Here is a 22525-nt window from a genome sequence, read left to right as displayed (position 1 = left end):
GCATTTTTAACCTCTTTATACAATAACGATAGGCCTGTGATAATACTGGCCGTCAGCAATGGTATATCCTTGCCAGACAACTGGCTCTGCCTGCAAAGAAACAATCAGCATACAGATTTGCGGTTCCGGATGATGGAGAATATCTTCCTTGGAAGGGACCGGCTGTGCTGTTGGGTGGGAATGGTAGATGGCTAATACTTGTTCCCGTTTTGATTCAACAGCCTCCATCGTTTTATCCACCTTCTCTTTACTAACGAAGTAGCGGTAGCGATGCTTGATTTCACTTTCCAGTTCCCAAATAGAGGTAATGTGGTTCGTTGTTCCGCTTAGAAGTCCGCACGTTTCGTAGGGAAGGCATTCACGGGTATGCTGGATCATTTTTTTTTCAATATATGCTGGCAGATAGATGGTCTTTAAATGGTTATCCATCTTTTTGTTTTTCCAATCCAAGTGCTTGCGTGTTCATCCGCCATACTCCTTTATTGCTGAAATAAACCTTATATTTTTTGTATATGAATGATTGCGAGATTTGGAGCGGGCTGCAGTTTGCCTTTTGCTGAATCCTTTCAAAATCCGCACCCTGTTAATATTCCGCGTCTGCCCTGCATAGGATGAAAATGGTAGGCAATCAATACACTGTGTTGGGAGGAAGGACCATTGGCTGGGTATGAGGAATTTAAGGAAAAGTTGACAGCTTGGAATCAACAGACGGCTGCGTATTTGAATCAAATCGGCCAATTAATAGAAGAAAAACAAAATCGGACACTGCCATTGCCACGGCTTACAGGTTATTTCACTTCATCCCTGCATGCAGCCCATCATAAAAAAAGGGAAAATATATTGTTCGGCGATTTTCACATAAAAAATACAGGCAGCCAGCCAGTTCGTGATCTTAGTATTTGCCTGAGAATCCGGACAACGGTGCCCTATGATTTTTCGGGTAAATACCATCTTCCTAATTCTAATGCCTCGTCTCGCAAGCTGAGTGAGTGGGAACGAGTGGAACAGGAAAGCGAGGAAGATTACTGGTTTAAAAGGATGGGGGAGGGTGAGTTGTTACCGGGCGAAACCGTTACATTCTCCAACTTTCAGCTAAAGTGGAAAGCTGACGACCATTATACGATGGTTGTTGAAGGCTTTGTTTATTGCAACCTTGATACAGATGGGATAAACGCCTTAAACCAACTAAACATAAGCGGTGAAATTTAATTCGGGGGAGGGCGCTGGCTTGGCAAAACGTGAACTCTGGCCGGTTTTATCGGGAGCAATCAGCCGGTACATTGCTGACAACGAAGCAGAAATATCGGACAAGGAAATCATCGATCTGTCTATTCTTCAGTTGTTGATTGAAATGAAGAGCGATAGGGAGGAATGGGGAAGTGAGAAGAGATCTTCCGTTTCGGAAGGGTTGCCAGTCGATGTGGAAAAGGAATTAGAAGCAGCCATCGAAACCAATAAACGCCAATTCATTCAATTGATTGAATCCTTGCAATCGCCAGTGGAATAACAAGGTTTGTGAAACGGTACGTAAAACAGCGAAACTCTTTCCTATTTTTGATATAATAGATTAGAATGATAATCTTCTTAAAAAGGATAATATTAAATAGGATGATAGATGATGCCGAAAAGAAAACTGTTTCGTAAATCCTCGCTGTCATACCGTTTTGCAAGAAGCGGACTGAAGACGCTTGCTGTAATTGCTGGTATGTTCTTTTGTTTTGCCGTGTTGTTATCGCTTTATGAAAAACAGCATGAAGGCAGTAACCCGGAGCATCCAGAAAAGCAGCTGTCAGAGGAAGTTATAGCATACAAACCACTTGTGCAAAAATATTTAAAACAGCATGAGTTAGAAGAATACACCGGAGTAGTTTTAGCATTGATGATGCAAGAATCCGGAGGAAGAGGGACAGATCCGATGCAGGCTTCGGAGAGCTATTGTGGTGAAAGAGGCTGTATCGAGGATCCGGAGCTCTCGATAAAGAAAGGGACGAACTACTTCGCCGGTGTTTTAGAAGAGGCAGATGGTGATGTGAAACTAGCTCTGCAATCCTATAACTTCGGCAGGGGTTTTATCGGGTATGTAAAAGACCGTGGCGGAGAGTATTCTGAGGACCTCGCGGTTAATTATTCAAAAAGGATGTACAAAAAATTGAAATCGACCATGGATTTTCGTTGTATACGAGAGGAATCAAAAAAGTTGAATGCCTGCTATGGTGATATTAAGTATGTCGATGCCGTGCTCGCTTATTATGAAGATGCCAAAACTAAAACCGGAACCGACGACGTGAGATTGGCAGCGTTGACCGAGTAAAAGTGACCGGGGAAACAGCATAGTGGAACAGGTTCGAGAGCCTAAGCTTTCGAACCCGTTCTTTTTTTTGGGGATAGCAGCATTTTATAAAATGCTGACGTAGGACGACGCCTACCCCTCGAGGTCTTAAGCCAATCCTCTGTGTGGCAAGAGGCGCCACGTCGAGGTTTGTCTTAAGCTAGTCGGGGGTGAGCAAGGCGCTTCCGCATTTCTATGTCCAGCTTCAGCGCCTACCCCTCGAGGTCTTAAGCCAATCCTCTGTGTGGCAAGAGGCGCCACGTCGAGGTTTGTCTTAAGCTAGTCGGGGGTGAGCAAGGCGCTTCCGCATTTCTATGTCCAACTTCAGCGCCTACCCCCTCGAGGTCTTAAGCCAATCCTCTGTGTGGCAAGAGGCGCCACGTCAAGGTTTGTCTTAAGCTAGTCGGGGGTGGGCAAGGCGCTTTCGCATTTCTACTAGCTTGGCAAATAATAAATCTTGCTGACTTTCTCTTCAAATGAATGGTGGAAAACAATGAAAGGAATTCCATCAATGAATGATCTATCTTTCTTCAGTGTTTCTTCCATGGAAATCAACCGAATCCATTTTTAAGTTAAATCCTAACCGCTTTACTTTATTGGAGAAAAAGCGTAAGGTAGTATCTATGAAATTGTTTACCTAGGTAAATAAAAGGGGTGTTAGCAGTTGAAGAAAGACAGAAAGCCGATTCACTTGTTAAAACAAAAGGTACGTTATTTAAATAAACAAATGGATGAAAGGTTGAGAGAATATGGTCTCTTCCATTCTCAGTGGTCAATCCTTTTCTGCCTATACCATAACGGCCCTATGACGCTGACGGCGATTTGGCAGTATTTGCATGTAGAAGCGCCTACTGTGACAAGAACAATTAAACGGCTGGAAAGCAAGGGGTGGGTGTACCGGAGGCAGGGACAGGATAAACGCGAGAAAATTATCGGGATAGCAGAGGATGCTTTTGACATGGTGGTTGAAGTCGCGGAGATGATAGAAGCCTTCGAAGATGAAATGCTGAACGGGCTGTCAAAAGAACAACAAAATGAGCTGTTTCAGCTGTTGATGTTAATCGGAAACAAGGAGTGAATGATCGAATGACAGATAAGCAACAACCAATATGGACCAGGAGTTTTGTCAGTATATCGTTAACCCATTTTATGGTGTTTGTCGCCTTTTATACCCTGCTGACAACGCTGCCGATGTATGTAATCGAGGAACTTGGCGGGAGTGAAGCGGAAGGGGGGCTCTTGGTGACGATTATGTTGATTTCTGCCATCATCGTCCGCCCCTTTTCCGGTAAATTGTTGGAAGCGGCAGGCAAAAAACGGATACTTCTTGTCAGTGTCCTTCTGTTTGCTGTAACTACTTGTTTGTATATGTGGGTGGACCAGTTTTCCGGTTTGCTAGTGCTGCGCTTTTTTCATGGCCTTTCGTTTGGTGTGGTTACCACTGCCACGGGTGCGATAGCAGCAGACGTGATTCCTCCTGCCCGAAGAGGAGAAGGGCTTGGCTATTTTGCCATGTCAATGAACATAGCTGTCGTAGTTGGCCCCTTTATTGGCCTGACGATGTTGCAGTACACTTCGTTCCTAAACCTGTTCCTGGCACTTAGCCTAATCATGGCCGCTGGTACAGTCATCGCCTATCTTGTTCAAGTGCCCAAAGAATTAAATAAGATAAAGCCAGCAGGCAAACAGAAATGGAGCATACATGATTTATTTGAAGTGAAGGCATTGCCGATTGCTATTATTAGCTGTCTGGTGGCTTTTGCTTACTCCAGTATTATTTCTTTTATTTCCGTGTATGCAAGCTCGCTCGGTCTTTCTGCAGTCTCCAGTTATTTTTTTGTGGTGTTTGCCATGGTGATGATTTTGACACGGCCTTATTTGGGGAGGGCTTTTGACGTGAAAGGTCCAAGCTTTGTGATTTTGCCTTGTTTATTGATATTCGCGGTAGGACTTACGGCGCTAAGTATCACACATTCAGGATGGATGCTGTTAGTTTCAGCGGCATTGATCGGCCTTGGATATGGTTCGCTGCTTCCAAGCTTTCAAACCATGGCGGTCCAGACTGCAGCCAATCATCGCAGCGGCCATGCAACAGCTACTTTTTTCACGTTATACGATACCGGAATTGCTCTCGGTTCCTATGTCTTAGGTGTGCTTGTAGCCTATATGGATTTTCCGAACATTTACTTACTTTGCGCGGTCGTTCCAATTGCGGTTATCGGCTTTTTTCTCTTTTATCAAGCGAAATCCAGGCAGCAAAATCAGGAGCCGGCCTTGCGAGAGGTGGAATGACTGGACCCATACAAGTGGTATGATAGGATATAGAGGAATGTAACCTAATGGAAGATAGGAAGTGGTAAGGAATGTCCAGAAAAGTCTATTTCAATCATGATGCAGGGGTCGATGATCTCGTCTCCCTATACTTATTGTTAAAAATGGAAGATGTCGAGTTACTTGGTGTTTCCGTGATACCGGCTGATGGTTATTTGGAAGCAGGCGTGCGTGCCAGCAGAAAGATTATTGACCGGTTTGGCAAAGGTGGTTTTACTCAAGTTGCCAAGTCTAATTCTCGAGGAGTACATCCTTTTCCGAAGGAATGGCGGATGCATACCTTCCATGTCGATGCACTGCCGATCTTGAATGAAGGTAGCATGATGAAGGCTCCTGTCAGCTATTTACCGGCCCATCAGCATATGATCGAGAAAATCCGGACTAATCCAGAAAAAACGACGCTACTGTTCACGGGCCCGCTGACTGATTTGGCAAGAGCTCTGGAGGAAGCACCGGATATTGAAGACAAAATTGAAAAGCTGGTATGGATGGGAGGCACCTTCCAATCCAAAGGGAATGTGGAAGACCCGGAACATGATGGTACAGCCGAATGGAATGCGTTTTGGGATCCGGAAGCAGCGGCCAGAGTTTGGGATAGCGGCTTGACTATCGATATGGTGGCTCTGGAAAGTACAAAGCAGGTACCGCTGACCCCTCAGGTAAGGAATGATTGGGCAGCCCAGCGTGGATATGAAGGGATCGACTTTCTTGGGCAGGCATATGCGGCTGTTCCACCGTTAGTGTATGAAGAAACAAATTCAACCTATTACTTGTGGGATGTGTTGACTACCGCCTCTTTGGGTAATCCGGACTTAGTCCAGGCTAAGACTGTTTACAGTAAAATTCACACAGAATTTCCGAAGCAGGGAAGAACGTCGCAGGATGAACATGGCCGCCCGGTCCAATTGGTTTACGATGTGGCAGCTGAACAATTTTTTGCTTATATTGCCGAGTTGGCTAAAAAGTAAGCAGTTGTAAAAAGGACATTTATTAGTGGAAAAGACCAGGTCGTTGCAGCCCTGGTCTTTTTACAATTTTGAGAGATAAATGACAGGGAATTGTTTAATGGAAATCTGAAATAATTGAAGGAATTGTCAAAAAAAGAAACCTTTTTAATGCCGTATCGTAACTTTAGTAATGGTTATAAATTCTGGATTAGGAGGTGAAGGGATGGATTACGGTTTACTGATTATTGGTGTAGTACTTCTTCTGGTTTCGTATTTAGTAGCAGTGAAAAAACAAACGAGCTTATTAGCTGGATTTAATGAAAAAGCGATAAAAAACAAGGAGTTATTAGGGAAAGTGGCGGGAGGATTGTTTTTCCTTCCGTTAGGCTTGTTGGTGGTTGTAAGCAGCTTCATTAATTATCCTTATGAAAATGCCGTTCTTGTAAGTGTCATGTTAGTTTTATTAGGTGGTGTATACTTGTTTATCAACCGAAAATTACTAGACTAATGTTAATGGACTTTACACGTTGTAATCTCACAGGTTGAGCATATAAAAATACGCATGGACTTCCGATCCAAGCGTATTTTTGCAATGTTCTTTTACCTTTATGTGGGAAGTTGTCAGCTTCTTGTGATTTAGTTTATCATTGTTACATTTATTACCGTCTCCTGCGGACTGAACTGGGGATGTCTTTTTTCTGTAATGATCAGCGTCTGACACTGCCGGCGGAAATTTTAACGGATTCTCCAACGATGTTTTGTGCGGCATCCGTCAACAGATAGCATATAGTGTTGGCAACCTCCTCTGGTTTTGTGATACGGCCGGAGGGAAGTCCTTCTTCGGTAACCTTAAGCTGCTCTTCAAAAGAGCGGCCTTGTTTTTCCCCTTTGCGTTTTATTGCGTTTCTTCCCATAGTAGTATCCACATAGCCCGGACAGACTGCGTTTACCCTGACACCATGTTCAATGGCCTCTAATGAAAAAGAATGTGTAAAGCCAATTAAAGCAAACTTCGAAGCTGAGTAAGCCGTATTTCCGTGAGTGCCTCTTAAACCTGATAAGGAGGAAACGTTGACAATGGCACCTTTTCCGCTCGATTTCATTTGTTTGTATACCTGCTTAGAAAGAAGGACGGGCACCGTATAATTGAGATGCATAATCTTTTCCATTTCTTCCTGCTCCAGTTCCTCGACGAGTCCGCCTCCGCCGATACCTGCGCAATTGACCAGCAGGGTTATATTTCCGATTTCTTGTTCAGCTGATGCTACAAGATTTGTGCGCTCTTGTTCATCACCAATATCCGCCCGGTGGGCAAGTACGTTAATCCTCGGATATTTATTTGCGATTGTTTGTTTTAGCTGTTCCAGCTTTTCCTCATTTCTTCCCGTTATGGTCAAGCTGGCGCCCATATCAGCAGCGGCCAGCGCCGTCTCATAGCCAATGCCGCCAGTAGCCCCAGTTATCAAGGCATGCTCTCCTTGCAATGCATTAGAAGCAAATACACCCATATAACAACCATCCTTTCAAAAAATAGTATCCCCCTAACCAATTCCCCACCGCACCTCCAATTAACCATGTATAGGGTCAGTCCCCTTCACAAGAAAATCCCTCCTTATCCCTCGGACGGGGTCAGACCCCAATTCACCAAAAATAGAACTTACACACGGGCATAAACCTTATTATGACAAGGTTTCGTAGGGTGGAGGGACAGTCCCCACTAAAGTAGGATATTGTCGAAACTATGTTATGAGGGTCAGTCCTCCCGAGTATTTCACGAGGGGATTTAGCACAAAACGACAGCGGGATGGACTGACCCCTCTCTTTTCTTGTATAGGTTTAGAACAAAGGTTGTGTGGCAATTAGTAGTGTAAATAGAAAGGGAGTGTTTAATCAATGCAAGCTGTAACCTTTCAGGGAAAGGATAATATCCAAGTTAAACAAGTAGAGGATCCAACGATTCATGAGAATACGGATATTATCGTTCGGATAACGGCCACAGGTATTTGTGGATCTGATTTGCATTTAATGAAGGGTAGTATCCCTTTAGGTGAGGATTATGTCATTGGCCATGAACCGATGGGAATTGTGGAGGAAGTTGGTTCCCAAGTAAAAAACCTAAAAAAGGGCGATCGAGTCGTTGTTCCATTTAATATTGGGTGCGGTGAGTGCTTTTACTGTAAAAATCAGATGGAGAGTCAGTGTGATAATTCCAATCCACATGGTGACGCTGGCGCATTATTCGGTTACTCGGAACAGTTCGGGAATTATCCGGGCGGCCAGGCTGAATACTTACGTGTGCCATACGCGGACTTTACTTCTTTCAAGGTCCCCGAAAACAGTGAATTGGATGATGAAAGTGTACTGTTTTTATCGGACGTCATTCCGACTTCTTATTGGAGTGTGGAACACAGCGGAGTGAAATCCGGTGACACGGTAGTCGTTTTGGGATGTGGGCCGATCGGACTGATGACTCAGAAGTTTGCCTGGCTGAAAGGCGCCGAACGGGTCATTGGTGTAGATCAAATACCGCATCGTTTGGAACATGCCAAACGAGTCAACAACGTCGAAACGTATGACTTCAGCAACAACAGTGAGCTTGGTTCTTTGCTTAATGAAAAAACCAAGGGCGGCGCCGATGTCGTGATTGATTGCGTGGGTATGGACGGGACAGTTCCGAATGGAGAATCGTTTGGCTCTGATCAAGATAATCAAGTCGGAACCATTCGCCCGATCGTCACTGCGTCGCAGGCCGTCCGTAAATTTGGTACAGTCCAGTTGACCGGGGTGTACGGCAGCAATGCAAATGATTTTCCACTCGGAGACTTTTTCTCACGCAACGTTTCCTTGAAGATGGGACAAGCTCCGGTGATTCATTTAATGCCGGAGTTATACAATATGGTCGAAAATGGCTATGTGAATCCAACCGATATTATTACCCATCGGATGGACTTGAAGGAAGCAGCTGATGCCTATAGAATCTTTGATGAAAAGTCCGAAGGGAACATCAAAGTGGTATTGAAACCTTAAAGTGAACAATCGAACCCTCAAATTTCTTTTTTTATAATAGAAGAAAAAGCGTAACATTCTTACTTTAATTCAATAGATGAAAGATTATGGGAAGAGAAAGGTAAAAAACACCCCCTGTCCAATTTAGGACAAGGGGTGATTAATTCAACGATCACAAAATTACAATCCCAATACTTGCGGACTGCCTTCCTTGGTATTCATCAACCGGATTTCGGTCGGCTTGATTTCAAGCACAATGTAGTCTGGATCGTCCGGTCCTTTGAACCATGCTTCCAATTTATTGTTCCATAATTTTTTCTTGATGTCACTCGACTCTTTAATTGCCGCTGTTCCTTCAATCTCCAAGTAGGCATCTTCCAGCCCTTCTCCTTTATATCCAAGCAGGATGTGGACGTTGTTGTTTTTATCAATGTCTTCTACTTTATGGGTGTCTTTGTCGGTGGCAGTATATAGCGTAAATTCCTCATTGAAAAACGTCATATAACGTGAAAACGGTTTATCTTTTTTTACTGTAGCCATCGTTCCGATTAAATTACTATCCAGGATACTAGCCACTTTATCTCTAATTTGATTTTGTTCCATTCATTCCTCACTCCTTCCATCTAAACATGTATCGTTATGTTACCTATTATTTCAGTATCTTAAACAAATTATTGCCTTTAATTCCGAAGATCACATAGGCGGAGAATCGAAACGATGGTATACTGTGATTCGAAACCATTAAATGTTAGGGGTAAAACGGACTATGATGATAATGGTATCCATTATTTGTGTGATTGTGGTGGCGCTGATCATTGGGTTATCATTGCTAACCACTTCGAAAGGGTATGCATATAAACATAAAGTTGACCCACATCCTGATGACTTGGCAGAACAACAAAGGGATGAACGGGGACAAAAGAAGGAAGTAAATGCACAAAGCAACCGGCCATAAAAATTAGAATAAAGCCTTGGACCGTCAAAGCAGCTGATTATTTATAACTCGAATTAGCACGCTGGCGGTCTTTTTTTTATTATAAAATAGCAGAGTAAGTGTTTCGGTACAATAGGGAAAGGTTAAAGACTTTTAGAGAATGGAGGGGAAAATGATGATGGTACTAGCAAAATGGCCGTGGGTGGCAGAGCAGCACTGGGATGATTTATTATTCATTCACTGGCCTGTTCCTTATGAAGTATTGCGGCCGCATGTACCAGAGCAATTTGAACTAGAAACATTCAACGGTACCGCATGGATCAGTATCGTGCCTTTTCTTGGTAATAAAAATCGCTTCAGGGGAATGCCGGGTGTCATTCCGTTCATATCCTCTTTTTTGGAGCTTAATGTGCGAACCTATATCCGATACAAAGGAGAATCCGGCGTATACTTCTTTTCCTTCGATGCAGATAGTAATACCGCGGTGGCAGGAGCCAGAACGGTGTTTTCTCTCCCTTATATGAAAGCAAAGATGTCGATGAACAGGAATAGAAAAGAAAAGGAAGTACTCTTTCGGAGTCAGCGTATCCAAAAAGATGCCCCTTCTGCACGCTTTTTTGCACGATATCGACCGATCTCGCAAGCTTCCCATGCACGAGTGGGTTCCTTGACTCATTGGCTGGTGGAACGCTACTGCTTGTTTAATATAAAGGAAGACAAAGTCCTGAAGGGTCCGATCAATCACTCTCCATGGGAGTTACAGGAAGCAGAACTAGAGTTGGAAATGGATGATTTGGTTCCGTTTCTTCCCAATAAATATTTATCCGCGAGTCCGCTTGTTCACTATTCCAAAAGAAAGAAGGTTCACTTTTATCCATTTGAGACCGTTGGGGAAGTCAATAAATAATAAATAAACCCCGGCTGTACTGCCGGGGTTATGTTCTTACAAACTTGCTTTCAGAATTTCCAGGGAATCCTGTTTATTGAGTTTTTTAAAGTTGCCGTATTCGCTATTAGCAGTTACGGTCTTTTCCGCCATTAGTTCGATGCTGTCTTCCTTGATATCATAGTGGGATAAACGGGAAGGTGCATCAATACTATTCCAGAATTCACGCAGTTTTTCGATTCCTTCCAGTCCAATTTCCCGTTCGGATTTTCCTTCCGGATCGACGTCGAATACTCGTACGGCTAACTGCTTGAAGCGGCTTGGGTCTTCATCAATCGTATGCTTCATCCAGTTAGGGAAGATGATCGCAAGGCCTCCTCCGTGAGGGATATCATGTACGGCCGATACAGCGTGCTCCAGGTTGTGGGTTGCCCAGTCACCACGGTATCCCATATTAACCACACCGTTGAGAGCCATTGTTCCATTATATAAAATCGTTGCCCGATGCTCATAGCTTTCCAGATTTTCAAGCAGCTTTGGGGCTGTTTCCATCACGGTGAGCAACAACGATTCCACCATGCGATCCTGCAGCAGGGTATTGCTTTCCTTGTGGAAGTAATGCTCTAGCGCATGGGACATCATGTCCACAATTCCGTAGATGGTCTGATCGCGTGGTACCGAAAACGTATTAACAGGGTCCAATATCGAGAATTTAGGGAACGTATAAGGGCTTCCCCATCCGTATTTTTCATTGGTCTCCCAATTGGTGATAACAGAGCCGGCATTCATTTCCGATCCGGTAGCTGCCAATGTCAGAACCGTTCCGAATGGAAGGGCATCTGTAGCCGCCGCTTGCTTGGTTACAATCTCCCAGATATCGCCGTCATATTTAGCACCAGCTGCGATCGCTTTGGTACAGTCAATTGTACTTCCGCCACCAACAGCCAGAAGGAAGTCGATTCCTTCTTTTTTACAGATTTCAATCCCTTTCCGGGCAGTAGATACACGTGGGTTCGGCTCGACACCGGATAGTTCGAAGACCTCCGCACCGATCTCGGCCAGAGTGTTTTTTACATCATCGTAAAGTCCATTCCGTTTAATGCTTCCGCCGCCATAGACCATTAATACTTTCTTGCCGTATTGTGGCACTTCTTCTTTTAATTTTTCCAACTGTCCCTTACCGAAAATTAGTTTGGTTGGATTGTAATATGTAAAGTTATCCATATTATCAGCCTCCTTTCTCTAATAATGACGAATTCAAAAATTGTTGTAAAGAAATATACAATCAAGGAGGCTGTTAAATATTAGGAGCTTACCATAGTGCCGCCGTTGACGTGGATGACCTGTCCTGAAACATAGGAAGCATCATCCGAAGCAAGATAGACATATGCTGGCGCAAGCTCAAAAGGCTGACCGGCTCGCTTGAAGGGGACATCCTGCCCGAAGGTGGTCACATATTCCGCAGAGAAGCTGGATGGGATTAATGGCGTCCAAATTGGTCCGGGCGCTACCGCATTTACCCGTATCGGAATGTCGGCCAAGTTTTGAGACAAGGCACGGGTGAACCCCACGATTGCCCCTTTGGTGGCAGAGTAGTCGATCAATTTTTCATTCCCCTCATAAGCCACCACGGAAGCAGTATTAATAATGGCACTCGATTTTTTTAAATAGGGAAGAGCTGCCTTGGTTAAATAGAAAAACGAATAAATGTTGGTTTTGAACGTATCATCGAATTGCTCGGAGGATATGTCCAGAAGACTATCTTGAGGAAATTGCACACCATGGTTATTAACTAGTACGTCCAGTCGGCCGAAAGTCTCCACCGTTTCCGCTATTACGGTTTGACAGTTTTCCTCTTCTCGGAGATCGGCGGTCATGAGCAGGCAGCGCTGTCCGAGGCTTTCGATGCGTCGTCTCGTTCGGAATGCATCCTCGTTTTCATAGGAAGAATAGTAAGCGATGGCGACGTCGGCGCCTTCTTTAGCAAAAGCAATGGCAGTTGCAGCACCGATTCCACTGTCTCCACCGGTAATAACAGCAACCTTTCCGGCTAGCTTACCTGAACCACAATAATTCGGATCTTCCACGATAGGTCTTGGAATCATCAGTCCTTCGATACCCGGTTGCTGTGGTTGATGCTGTGGTGGGAATGCCGGTTTAGCTTGGTCGTTTTCTTCCTTGATAGGGACATACGTTTTTTTCATCTTACCCCTCCTGGTCAAAAGTCTATTCTTCAGTACTTTATTCAGCCAAAACCGGTGGGGTTCCTGATGGGCTTGCAGCCGGTTCAAATAATTGACACTCCGCCTTTTTTCTTACTATAATGCTCCATAGTATAAAAAACCGACGGGTATTTTTGTGACTTGCCGGTCACGGAGGTGAGAGGGTTTGACGGAAAAGCGGATGGAAATCATACAATCAGCAATCAAATGTTTTTCCAGGAAAGGGTATTTCTCTACGTCGATGCAGGAAATCGCAGATGATTGTGGCGTATCCAAAGGACTGCTTTACAAGTTATTCGATTCCAAAGAGGATTTGCTAATCCAGGTTTTTGAATCCAACCATAAGCGAATGTTCGAGAAAGCGAGGACAATCTACTTGGATAAGACGCTGGTTCCAAGGGAAGTATTTAAGCAGTCCATTCTGATTGAGTTAGAGGGAATGTTTGAAAACAAGGACTTTTTCAATATATTGTATAAGTCGCTCCCTAAAGAGAACAACAGGGAGTTACTTGCATTAAGCAAACGGACAAGAGCAGCCATGCTTAGCTGGCATAGGAAGCTGTTACGGGATGCTTATCAGGATAAGGTTGAACCCATCATCTGGGACCTTACCGTCACGCTACAGGGGATCATAAAGGAGTTCGTCCAGCTGACCGTTCAAGAAGAAAAACCGGTGAATTTGTATCGGATAGCAGAGTATATTGTTGATACGCTCGATACAGCTGTCGAAAAGCACAGCGGTAAGCAGGCGGTACTTACGAATGAATTGATGCGGGAATACGAAACATTTCAGTTCGATTTAGAGCCATTTGAGCGGAATGAACAGCTTGAAAAATTGTTTGGCCAATTAAAGGAGCAACTCGTTTCACTACCGAAGCAAGAGCGAAGCGAACTGTGTGATGCAATCGATCTAATGGAACAGGAAGTGAAAGAAGAAAAGCCGCGCGATTTTTTACTGCAGGCTTTGCTCTCTTACTTAAAACAAAACGTGAATGCAACAAGCACGTTGGCACAAATGGAGAGACTGCTCTAATTTTAAAATAAAGGAGATGACAGCATGGCAGAAACACAACCGGAACAAGTGCAGAATCGGTTTCCAATAGTAGCGGTCTTGCTTGCTGGTGCGTTTGTAGCGATATTGAACCAGACACTGATGGCAACAGCTATCCCGCATATTATGGGTGATTTTCATATTTCGGAGAACACCGCCCAATGGCTGACAACGATTTTCATGCTTGTGAATGGGATTATGATTCCGATCACTGCATTTTTAATTGAAACATTTACAACGAGAAAGCTATTTATTACCGCAATGACCTGCTTTGCTGCGGGTACCTTGATATGCGGCATTGCCCCCTCGTATTTCATCCTGATGGTAGGACGTGTCGTGCAGGCTGCAGGGGCGGGGATTATGCTGCCTTTGATGATGACTGTGTTCTTGACCATTTTTCCAATCGAGAAGCGTGGTGCTGCGATGGGAAATGTCGGCCTTGTCATTTCCTTTGCGCCTGCCATTGGCCCGACTTTATCGGGATATATTGTGGAAAGCTATCCGTGGCGGGTCATGTTTTTCATCATTCTGCCCATTGCAATCATTGATATTGTCATTGCTTATTTTGCCTTGAAAAATGTTAACGAGCTCACGCGTCCAAAAGTGGACATCCTCTCAATTATTTTGTCTTCCTTAGGGTTCGGCGGATTGTTGTATGGATTCAGCAGCGCCGGAAACAGCGGCTGGGACAGCATACAAGTTGTGGCATCCCTTATCGTCGGTGCAGTTGCATTGTCGGTATTTATTTTCAGGCAATTCAAGCTGGTGCAGCCGATCTTGGAATTCAGGGTGTTTAAGTATAAAACGTTTACCATCACAACCATCATCGGGATGATTGTGTTTATGAGTCTGATTGGCTCTGAGACTATTTTGCCGATCTATATGCAAAACATGCTTGATTTTACCGCGCTGGAATCAGGAATCATGATCATGCCGGGGGCTTTATTAATGGGGGCGATGTCTCCGATTACTGGTAGAATTTTCGATCGGATCGGCGCCCGTTGGCTGGCAATAACCGGGTTGACCATCATGACAATTACCACCTTCCTGTTTACCAATTTGTCGACAGAGACATCGCTACTTTACTTAACAGTAGTATTTGGTATCCGCATGCTCGGCATGTCCATGGTCATGATGCCAGTCACCACTGCAGGACTTAACCAGCTGCCCCTGAAGCTGATTCCTCATGGGACAGCAATGAATAATACCATGCGGCAAGTGGCCGCTTCAATTGGAACGGCTATTCTTGTTACCGTGATGACCAGCGCCGCTTTAGACAGCGGCCCCGACGCTGCAGCCAGCGACCTGATCCACGGCGTAAACGTCTCCTTTTGGGTAGCCACCGCCTTATCCGTCATAGGCTTAGCGCTCAGTTTCTTCATAAAAGGCACCACCCCAGCCCAAGAAAGAGCCGAGCAGGAAAGAAAAGCGGAAGCGACCGGGGAGCGGCGATAGAAGTGCGCCCCCGCAACGGGGGTGGTTCGGCATTGCCGCGCAAAGCGGCGGACTTCGCCAAACTTTCTATATATGCAGGAGATAAAGGAAATATGCCCCTGCAAAAGGGGTATGCCGGCGTTAGGCGCAAAGCCTGAAGTTAGTCGGACAGCCTTGTAAATTAATATAGTATTGAGCCTGCTCTTTCATAAAGCTGTCGGAAGCAACTTATTGTTTCTGGCAGCTTTTTGGTGTTTCTGGAACCTTTTTTTCCTAGTACTAACCCTAAAGCATCCAATCTTTTCCCTGTATAAACCATCTGCTTCTCAGTAACAATAAGTTCGATAAAGCTGGAGGGATTACAGATGAAGAAGCAAGGGGAAAACCAGAAAAAAATAAGATGGTGGCAGCTTTCCATGATTGGTATCGGGTGTATTATCGGTACCGGATATTTTTTAGGATCAAGTATTGCCATCAGGCAAACTGGTCCTTCAGTATTGTTTGCCTTCATTTTAGCAGCGGCAGGTACATATGTCGTATTTGACGCACTTGCCAGAATGACTGCCAAGCATCCGGCAGAGGGGTCCTTTCGTTCCTATGCAAAAACAGCCTATGGTCATTGGGCTGGGTTCAGCAATGGCTGGGTATATTGGTCGTCGGAAATGCTGATCATGGGAAGCCAGCTGACAGCACTTGGCATTTTCTCGCAATTTTGGTTTCCAAAGGTACCATTGTGGGTTCTTGCCTCGGTATTCGGTGTACTGGGCCTGATTGTCATCCTCACTGGAGTCAGTGGTTTTGAACGGTTTGAAAATATATTTGCTGTGGTAAAGGTCGCAGCGATAGTGATGTTTATCATTATAGCCATATTGGCGGTTTCTGGTGTGCTAAATGGCCAGAAAGAGTCTCCGTCTTTCGCATTTGGTTTTCAGGAATTGTTCCCGAATGGCCTGGTTGGGTTTTGGACAGCTTTGATTTTTGCTTTTTATGCTTTTGGGGGAATCGAAGTAATGGGAATAATGGCTAACGAGCTGAAGGAACCAAAGGAGGCTCCTAAGTCGGGCAAAATCATGCTATTATCTTTGACGGTCATTTATATAGCCTCCTTGTGGCTGGCTCTTCATCTGGTGGCTTGGAACAAGTTCTCCACGGATGAAAGTCCCTTTATTCTGGCATTGGATAAGTACCATATTGCTTTTGTTCCCCATGTGTTCAATGGAGCGTTAATTATTGCCGGCTTTTCCACGATGGTCGCCTCTTTATATGCGATTACCACCATTATTGTCAGCCTGGCGAAAGACGGCGATGCACCCAAACTTTTCACCAAAAAAACCGGAAAAAGGGAGCTCCCTCTTCGGGCCTTATGTCTGACGACCAGCGGGCTGATTTTGTCCATTATTGTTTCTTTGCTATTGCCTGAAAAAATTTATGAGTATTTCACCACAGCTGCTGGCTTGATGCTGCTCTATACCTGGCTGTTTATTCTATTTTCTTATAAAAAGGTAATGAAGCCTTCAGGGTTGCAGCTGGTGAAAAGATATATTGGGTTACTGCTGATTCTTCTGGCCGTATCGGGAACATTGTTTGATAAATCCAGTAGACCTGGACTTTTTATCAGCTTGGGGTTTTTACTCCTGATCGGTTTGATCACCTTATCCATGAAAAAGAAATGGAAACAAAAATCGGCCTGAAAAGCAGGCCGGTTTTTTCATTCATTTAACAGAGGTCCTGTGCCTGCATTTTTCTTTAGCAAGTGTGGATTTTTTATTACAGAATGGTGGTTGTCCTTTACGTGATGCGAATTCCCTTCATATAACGTAGTATAGCGGTATCAAGGATATGGCTATGCCACTTATGGTGTAAACCAGGAAGGGGTTGAGTGACTGCTATGTTTGATAATCTGACATTTATCCAGTTGATTAGTAATCTGGGATTCCCCATCGCAATCACTGTCTATCTGCTCCATCGGTTTGAAAAACGAATCAAAGCATTGGAAAAAGCAGTGAATAACCTGGTAAAGCTAATTGAATCCAATAAGGACTAATGTTGCTTTGGATGGAATGGACAGCTTTGACTGGATGTTTGATCTTCCCTTAAAAAATATTGCTTCGCTTCAAAATTATCCCCCTGGCCATAAGTGCTCAAATCTGGATGGGGAGGTACCTCATCATAGGCAGTTAATCGCTGCCTTATTTTTTCTTTTATGGACAAGGCGTGCGGCTGGTTCGTGAATCGCTCGAATGCCCATCTCGGTGTGAAGGCAAGAAGAAAGCAAGGAAAACTGCGGCTTTTCCGATTTTGATGACCAGGCGTAGCCGTGTAAATGAAATACCGTTCTCCATGAAAGCAAAATTCCCATAGAGGATCAGATGGATGAACAGGAATTTCGGCTGGCCAATCGAAGGAATCGCTGTCATGGAGATCGTTCAACAGTTTCCAAAATAAGTATTCATAGTCGGCCACTGAACGTTCCTTATCATTTTCAAAGAATAGGATGAGGGATGTGTAACGGCCAATTGCTTTATAGGAATGACTGTATTGTGCAAGCAAGTCTGCCAACATTTCCACGGCATACCCACTACTGGGTCGAGGTAGGAAGCCGAATCGAAAATGCTTCAAAGAAGCCCCCTGTACGGCAGGTATACAAGGGAACCGGTGTTGTTTGTCAGCCAATTTTTCAAGGAATGCTAGATAGTTGGAAAAGTGAGAATGGCTAATATCTTCTGGTTTCCTGAATAGTTCCTCGCTTGTATAAAGCGTCATGTTCGTCACCCTTTCCTTGATAATTTATTATCAAATGCGGAAATGGGTGACTGTCATCTGGTTATTGAAGAGGAAACAGCAATGCTGCCGCTTGCCAACCGAAATAAATTCCGAAACAAATCAGGGAAAGTCCGGACAGCACGGAGATGATGATTAAAACCCGATCGGTCAGGAGGCGACGGAAGCTGCTGGCTATAAGGGCCATCGTAATATCCCAGATAATCAAGCCAAGGATAACGGCACTGCTGTATAGGACTAGATGGGAAGTATCATATTGTGCCGCTGTTTTTGCCAATACCGACCCATAGATACCGAGCCAGAACAAAATGGTCAATGGATTGGATAACGCTAAGAAGAAGCCGGTGAAAAAAGTTTTTGAAGCAGCATTTTCGTTGTTTCGGTCTTGTCCGCCAGAAAGTTTATACGCATTCAGGAGGCTTTCAAAGCCTGTATATAATAAGACAAAACAGCCGAAAGACCAAAGGAACGTTTTCATGAACGGAGTTTCCAAAAAATGAACGATTCCGAAATAAACAGTCAACATGTACAACACATCTGCTGCCAAGGAACCGAGTCCTATCAACCAGGCGTGGAAAAAACCACTTTTGATCCCCTTGTCCAATTGAGCAGCGTTGATGGGTCCAATCGGAGCAGCTAGAGAAAGCCCCAAAAATACATAGCTAAAAAAAATCCCCACTTTATCTCTCTCCCTTATGGATAGCTTGTACAGTTTATTCAGCTGATAGAAGAGTTAGCACAGTAAAATTTCAAATAAGACAGTCGTGACTGGAAGTAAGGGACGAACTGTTGATAAAATGAATGGATAAATGTAAAAAAGCTGGTGACATACATGATAAACGAACTAATCATTTACCTAGTAGCTGTGTTCTTTGTATTGGGGGCTGTCGATCAATGCATTGGCAATAAGTTCGGATTCGGGGAACGATTCGGTGAGGGTTTTCAGGCCATGGGCACCATTGCCTTGGCGATGGTTGGCATCATTTCATTGGCGCCTGTGCTTGCCAAATTACTTACCCCTTTGGTGCTCCCGGTCTATAGTCTGATAGGTGCTGATCCGGCTTCTTTCGCCAATACGATTTTGGCCTTGGATATGGGAGGTTATTCCCTGGCTGAAGCAATGTCACAAACGGAACAGGCTGAACTATTCTCCTGGGTATTCCTGGGTACCATGCTTGGACCGACTATTGCTTTTACGATTCCAGTTTCGTTAGGGATGCTTGAAAGGCAGGACTATCCTTATTTTGCCAAAGGAATTTTACTCGGTATTATTACCGTTCCTATAGGTTGTCTCACTGGCGGCTTGATTGCTGGTCTTGATTTTCTGATGATTATGCGTAACTTAATTATTCCTGTTCTACTGGCTATTTTCATTTCCATCGGACTGTGGAAACAGAAAGAGAGAATGCTGTTCATTTTTTCTCTATTTGGGAAAGGAGTACAGCTTGTGGCTATTGTAGGACTTGGCGCGATAGGGACGGAAACTCTTACAGGATTGGTGATTATTCCGGGGATGACACCGATCAATGAAGGGATTCAGATTGTCGGAGCAGTTGCGTTATTTTTGGCAGGTGCTTTCCCCATGCTGGCTTTTATTCGGAGAGTATGTGGAAAACCGCTGCGAAGTATAGGAAATAGAGTTGGAATCGATGAGGCGACTACAACAGGTTTATTGGCCTCATTGGCCCATATTATCCCCATGCTGGCCACCCTGAAATTCATGGAACCGAGAGGGAAGGTCCTTAGTGTAGCTTTTGCTGTAAGTGGGGCATTTACGTTTGGAGGGCATCTTGGATTTGTCGCTGGAATCAATCAGAATGTCGTGTTTGCCGTTGTAGCTGGAAAACTGATCGGTGGCGGCAGTGCCGTGCTGCTTGCCTTGCTTACGACCCCAAAGCAGACGGGTAGGAATGCTTAGTATATGTACGACCTCTTGGAAGTATGGGATATATAAAGACAAGGAAAACATCAAATAGCCCGGCCGGTATATTGGCCGGACTATTTACCTTTCAGCGAATGATCGATTGCTGTGTCTGCTTGAGGAGACGTAATAAATCATCTGCTCGTTGAAGCTGCTTTTTCTCTTCTTCGTTTAACCAGTTTAAACTCTGGTGGGCCAAGGCCAATTGTTCTTGAGCATATGTCAGGTGGTTTTGCGACTCCGTAAACTTGGCAGGATCAGTCTGGGCAAGCTCTGTCCATTGCTGAGCCCGTTTGATCGCTGTCATTGCAGCCTCCAACGGGATATCTTCTTTCTTCAAGCTCATCACCTCTGCTGTCAATGGACTTCCTTCGTTTCCTCAGCAATTGCTTCATCATAAGCGTCGATTAATTTAGCCATTTCATCTTCGGAGACGTCGAGCAAAAATTCATCATCGTCTTCATGTAGAATCCGTTTCATTTTAAGTTCTGTTCCAGAAGAATACAGCACGTATTCTTTGTTATCCATTTCAATGACTGCATCGACCTCATAATCCTTCTGGTTACCCGCTTCATCCTCTATGGAGATGGTTTCTACATTATCTTCTGGTTGTTTCAACTGTATCACCTCTTTGGAATCTCTCTAATAGGTTTTACTGCATCGATGAATTTATACGAAGGGGAAAAATGGAGAGGTTGTTTAAAACTATCGAAAAAAAGGAAAATTAAAAAGGAACATAAAAATACGAGGAGGATGATTTACTAATGAGTGATGTATTATTCACTTCCCATGCAACGGCAAAAGGCGGAAGAAACGGTCATGTAAAATCCGATGATGGAATCATTGATTTGGATCTAGTCAATCCAGCCGACGATCCCAATTCAAAAGGATCAAATCCCGAGCAGTTATTTGCTGCCGGTTACTCTGCATGCTTCGATGGGGCGCTGAATTTAGTAGCAAGCAAGCAAAAGAAAGATATCGATTCCACCATTACTGCAGATGTTGATTTTCTAAAGGATTCAGAAGATAACGGCTTTAAAATCGGGGTGACCCTCAATGCTGAGATTAAAGGATTATCTCAGGAAGAAGCTGAAAAACTGGTTGAGCAAGCTCACCAAGTATGCCCATATTCGAAGGCAACCCGGGGAAACATTGAAGTAAAATTGAATACAAAAGCTGTTTAAAATCAATTAATAGAAAAAACAGGAAGTCCAAGCTGTTGAGCATGGGCTTCCTGTTTTTCGTTTGGAAGACGTTAGAGGCTTAGTGCTTTTTTCGCTAGCTGCATGTCATGCTTAAACAATTTCTTTAAATCATAAGCTGGATAATTTCCTTGTTTATACATGAATTGGAAAACATCATCATGCATTTGAATCATCTTATTCAGTTGATTGACCAGCACCTTTTTTAAAGCTGGCGTCGCCGTTTCGGTAATGGCGATACCATAGTTGCGCACAGCAGTTTTAGTCAAAACTAGTAAGTCTCCTTGAAACAGCGTTTCGTCCACTTGTTTTCTTTCTTCGTCTTCCTCCCTTGGTGTATGGGGATAAAATGCAAGTAGTTCCTTTATACTGGCTTCCATTAGCTTGATCGCTTGCTGATACAATCCTTTTAATTCCGGGTTTTTGATTTTGGGCAGAGTAGTCTTCAATTTCATCAGTCCAATAGAATTAAAGGCAGTAATTTCGTGCAATTCAAGTGATTCATGCCAGGCTAACGTATTATCCAATGTTCACAACTCCCCTGTCTGTTTAAATATGTCTTTTTAGTGTATGCGTTCACCCATATACTGGTTCGGTTTTCTGATAAACAGTTGTTAAACACGAAGCTGTTAATAGCCAAGGGTATTTTTCCGGCATCGATTAGCTCGCTTATCATCCAGGATAGAGGAGAGCCATTGGCATTCATTTTAAGTTATTTTTTTGTATAACACTTATTAAATGGCTCCAATCACATCGTTCATATAAAGAACACTTTCTTTTATTGGATGTTTGACTGTCACCTTTGGTATGTAGTTAACTTAAGTACAGTACAGCCTGTAGAAGGGAAGTGGTGCCGGTGTTGGAGAAAAGCAAAATCGTATTTATTGGAGATAGTACCACAGACACAGGGAGGAGAGAGGACAGGCAAGGAATAGGATATGGGTATGTAAGACTTCTCCGTGATTATTTGTTGACGGAGTTTCACGATTCTTCCCCTGAAATTATTAATATGGGAACGAACGGAAACCGGATCACTGATTTGGCTGCAAGGTGGAAGCGGGATGTCATCGAACAAGAACCGGATTTTGTCTCTATTTCCATCGGGATAAACGATGTATGGCGGCAATTAGATCAACCGGAAATGGAGCAGGTTTATCCGGATAGATTCCATGAAATCTATCGGCAACTGCTTGATTTGTTAAAGTCTTCCGCAGTTATACCGATTTTAATGGAGCCGACCATCATAGAAGAGCATCCCGGTTCTCTCGGAAACCAGAAGCTAAAGCCGTATGTGGAAATTACCCGTCAACTAGCGGTCCAGTATGACGGGTTCCTTGTTCCAACCCATCAGAAGTTTACAGCATTTTTAATCGGTAATCATAAAGAAAGGCTGACTACAGATGGGGTTCATATGACATCCCTGGGCAATATGCTGATGGCGAAAACATGGCTTCAAGCGGTTGTGGAGCACTAACAGGAGG

At 44.0% G+C, this 22525-nt stretch carries 27 protein-coding genes; 17 read left to right on the top strand and 10 right to left on the bottom strand.

Translation table 11 applies throughout. The features are described from left to right. Nucleotides 1-15: 15 nt before the first annotated feature. Nucleotides 16-429: a M67 family metallopeptidase gene (locus BLR82_RS17420; RefSeq protein ID WP_139186997.1), complete on the bottom strand. Its 414-nt coding sequence runs from the start codon at nt 427-429 to the stop codon at nt 16-18. Between the two features lie 228 nt (nt 430-657). Between BLR82_RS17420 and BLR82_RS17415 the strand changes: the two genes are divergently transcribed. The 7 genes from BLR82_RS17415 to BLR82_RS17385 all read left to right on the top strand — a co-directional run bounded on the left by BLR82_RS17415 (nt 658) and on the right by BLR82_RS17385 (nt 6115). Continuing rightward, complete coding sequence (locus BLR82_RS17415; RefSeq protein WP_074600726.1) at nt 658-1209, top strand: hypothetical protein; 552 nt, start codon at nt 658-660, stop codon at nt 1207-1209. A 19-nt stretch (nt 1210-1228) separates the two neighbouring features. Continuing rightward, the gene (locus tag BLR82_RS17410; RefSeq protein WP_074600725.1) at nt 1229-1507 is read left to right on the top strand and encodes a hypothetical protein; all 279 of its coding nucleotides are present in this window, start codon (nt 1229-1231) and stop codon (nt 1505-1507) included. A 111-nt stretch (nt 1508-1618) separates the two neighbouring features. Continuing rightward, nucleotides 1619-2311, top strand: coding sequence for a lysozyme family protein (locus BLR82_RS17405; protein WP_074600724.1), 693 nt, complete (start codon nt 1619-1621; stop codon nt 2309-2311). Between the two features lie 682 nt (nt 2312-2993). Next, on the top strand, nt 2994-3407 hold the full coding sequence (locus BLR82_RS17400; RefSeq protein ID WP_245693867.1) for a MarR family winged helix-turn-helix transcriptional regulator: 414 nt from the start codon (nt 2994-2996) through the stop codon (nt 3405-3407). An 8-nt stretch (nt 3408-3415) separates the two neighbouring features. Then, entirely contained in the window at nt 3416-4621 is a 1206-nt protein-coding gene (locus BLR82_RS17395) for an MFS transporter (protein ID WP_074600723.1), read from the top strand. Nucleotides 4622-4692: 71 nt separating this feature from the next. Then, a complete protein-coding gene (locus tag BLR82_RS17390; RefSeq protein WP_074600722.1) occupies nt 4693-5628 on the top strand; it encodes a nucleoside hydrolase in 936 nt (311 codons plus the stop codon). Between the two features lie 202 nt (nt 5629-5830). Then, complete coding sequence (locus BLR82_RS17385; protein WP_074600721.1) at nt 5831-6115, top strand: DUF3784 domain-containing protein; 285 nt, start codon at nt 5831-5833, stop codon at nt 6113-6115. Nucleotides 6116-6314: 199 nt separating this feature from the next. Here BLR82_RS17385 and BLR82_RS17380 read toward each other — a convergent pair whose 3' ends face one another. Beyond that, nucleotides 6315-7115 (bottom strand): SDR family NAD(P)-dependent oxidoreductase, encoded by an 801-nt coding sequence (locus BLR82_RS17380; protein WP_074600720.1) that lies wholly within the window; start codon nt 7113-7115, stop codon nt 6315-6317. 385 nt (nt 7116-7500) lie between these two features. Between BLR82_RS17380 and BLR82_RS17375 the strand changes: the two genes are divergently transcribed. Beyond that, entirely contained in the window at nt 7501-8634 is a 1134-nt protein-coding gene (locus tag BLR82_RS17375; RefSeq protein ID WP_074600719.1) for a zinc-dependent alcohol dehydrogenase, read from the top strand. A gap of 159 nt (nt 8635-8793) precedes the next feature. Here BLR82_RS17375 and BLR82_RS17370 read toward each other — a convergent pair whose 3' ends face one another. Continuing rightward, complete coding sequence (locus tag BLR82_RS17370; protein WP_074600718.1) at nt 8794-9216, bottom strand: pyridoxamine 5'-phosphate oxidase family protein; 423 nt, start codon at nt 9214-9216, stop codon at nt 8794-8796. Between the two features lie 163 nt (nt 9217-9379). On the opposite strand from BLR82_RS17370, the gene ytzI reads away from it, so the two are divergent. Beyond that, nucleotides 9380-9568, top strand: a complete 189-nt coding sequence (gene ytzI / locus BLR82_RS17365; protein ID WP_074600717.1) for a YtzI protein — start codon at nt 9380-9382, stop codon at nt 9566-9568. Nucleotides 9569-9722: 154 nt separating this feature from the next. Continuing rightward, nucleotides 9723-10454, top strand: a complete 732-nt coding sequence (locus tag BLR82_RS17360; RefSeq protein WP_175486844.1) for a YqjF family protein — start codon at nt 9723-9725, stop codon at nt 10452-10454. A 36-nt stretch (nt 10455-10490) separates the two neighbouring features. Here BLR82_RS17360 and BLR82_RS17355 read toward each other — a convergent pair whose 3' ends face one another. Together BLR82_RS17355 and BLR82_RS17350 are read right to left on the bottom strand one after the other, a co-directional pair. Beyond that, nucleotides 10491-11657, bottom strand: coding sequence for an iron-containing alcohol dehydrogenase (locus BLR82_RS17355; protein ID WP_074600715.1), 1167 nt, complete (start codon nt 11655-11657; stop codon nt 10491-10493). Nucleotides 11658-11737: 80 nt separating this feature from the next. Next, nucleotides 11738-12637: an SDR family oxidoreductase gene (locus BLR82_RS17350; protein ID WP_074600714.1), complete on the bottom strand. Its 900-nt coding sequence runs from the start codon at nt 12635-12637 to the stop codon at nt 11738-11740. A gap of 184 nt (nt 12638-12821) precedes the next feature. On the opposite strand from BLR82_RS17350, the gene BLR82_RS17345 reads away from it, so the two are divergent. The 4 genes from BLR82_RS17345 to BLR82_RS17330 all read left to right on the top strand — a co-directional run bounded on the left by BLR82_RS17345 (nt 12822) and on the right by BLR82_RS17330 (nt 17184). Beyond that, the gene (locus BLR82_RS17345) at nt 12822-13688 is read left to right on the top strand and encodes a TetR/AcrR family transcriptional regulator (RefSeq protein ID WP_074600713.1); all 867 of its coding nucleotides are present in this window, start codon (nt 12822-12824) and stop codon (nt 13686-13688) included. Nucleotides 13689-13712: 24 nt separating this feature from the next. Further along, complete coding sequence (locus BLR82_RS17340) at nt 13713-15161, top strand: MDR family MFS transporter (RefSeq protein ID WP_074600712.1); 1449 nt, start codon at nt 13713-13715, stop codon at nt 15159-15161. A 344-nt stretch (nt 15162-15505) separates the two neighbouring features. Further along, the gene (locus tag BLR82_RS17335) at nt 15506-16831 is read left to right on the top strand and encodes an amino acid permease (RefSeq protein ID WP_074600711.1); all 1326 of its coding nucleotides are present in this window, start codon (nt 15506-15508) and stop codon (nt 16829-16831) included. Between the two features lie 197 nt (nt 16832-17028). Continuing rightward, the gene (locus tag BLR82_RS17330) at nt 17029-17184 is read left to right on the top strand and encodes a YvrJ family protein (RefSeq protein WP_074600809.1); all 156 of its coding nucleotides are present in this window, start codon (nt 17029-17031) and stop codon (nt 17182-17184) included. Here the strand turns inward: BLR82_RS17330 and BLR82_RS17325 are convergent. Both BLR82_RS17325 and BLR82_RS17320 read right to left on the bottom strand, forming a co-directional pair. Beyond that, on the bottom strand, nt 17181-17903 hold the full coding sequence (locus BLR82_RS17325) for a YqcI/YcgG family protein (protein ID WP_074600710.1): 723 nt from the start codon (nt 17901-17903) through the stop codon (nt 17181-17183). The two genes, BLR82_RS17330 and BLR82_RS17325, sit on opposite strands and share 4 nt — an antisense overlap. A gap of 61 nt (nt 17904-17964) precedes the next feature. Beyond that, complete coding sequence (locus BLR82_RS17320) at nt 17965-18600, bottom strand: LysE family transporter (protein ID WP_074600709.1); 636 nt, start codon at nt 18598-18600, stop codon at nt 17965-17967. A 153-nt stretch (nt 18601-18753) separates the two neighbouring features. On the opposite strand from BLR82_RS17320, the gene eutH reads away from it, so the two are divergent. Further along, nucleotides 18754-19839, top strand: coding sequence for an ethanolamine utilization protein EutH (gene eutH / locus BLR82_RS17315; RefSeq protein ID WP_074600708.1), 1086 nt, complete (start codon nt 18754-18756; stop codon nt 19837-19839). Between the two features lie 91 nt (nt 19840-19930). Here the strand turns inward: eutH and BLR82_RS17310 are convergent, their stop codons facing one another. Together BLR82_RS17310 and BLR82_RS17305 are read right to left on the bottom strand one after the other, a co-directional pair. Next, nucleotides 19931-20203: a hypothetical protein gene (locus BLR82_RS17310; RefSeq protein WP_074600707.1), complete on the bottom strand. Its 273-nt coding sequence runs from the start codon at nt 20201-20203 to the stop codon at nt 19931-19933. After that, on the bottom strand, nt 20200-20460 hold the full coding sequence (locus tag BLR82_RS17305; protein ID WP_074600706.1) for a hypothetical protein: 261 nt from the start codon (nt 20458-20460) through the stop codon (nt 20200-20202). Before BLR82_RS17305 ends, BLR82_RS17310 begins: the two co-directional genes overlap by 4 nt. 146 nt (nt 20461-20606) lie before the next feature. Between BLR82_RS17305 and BLR82_RS17300 the strand changes: the two genes are divergently transcribed. After that, nucleotides 20607-21026 (top strand): organic hydroperoxide resistance protein, encoded by a 420-nt coding sequence (locus BLR82_RS17300; protein ID WP_074600705.1) that lies wholly within the window; start codon nt 20607-20609, stop codon nt 21024-21026. Nucleotides 21027-21097: 71 nt separating this feature from the next. On the opposite strand, the gene BLR82_RS17295 is transcribed toward BLR82_RS17300, so the two are convergent. Then, a complete protein-coding gene (locus BLR82_RS17295) occupies nt 21098-21571 on the bottom strand; it encodes a spore coat protein (protein ID WP_074600704.1) in 474 nt (157 codons plus the stop codon). A 323-nt stretch (nt 21572-21894) separates the two neighbouring features. On the opposite strand from BLR82_RS17295, the gene BLR82_RS17290 reads away from it, so the two are divergent. Continuing rightward, nucleotides 21895-22518: an SGNH/GDSL hydrolase family protein gene (locus BLR82_RS17290; protein WP_074600703.1), complete on the top strand. Its 624-nt coding sequence runs from the start codon at nt 21895-21897 to the stop codon at nt 22516-22518. The last annotated feature ends 7 nt before the right edge of the window (nt 22519-22525 follow it).

The organism is Sediminibacillus halophilus (assembly GCF_900103695.1).
Taxonomy (GTDB): Bacteria; Bacillota; Bacilli; order Bacillales; family Amphibacillaceae; genus Sediminibacillus; species Sediminibacillus halophilus.
The sequence above is the reverse complement of the archived record's forward strand: the minus strand, read 5'-3'. Positions and strand labels throughout refer to the sequence as shown.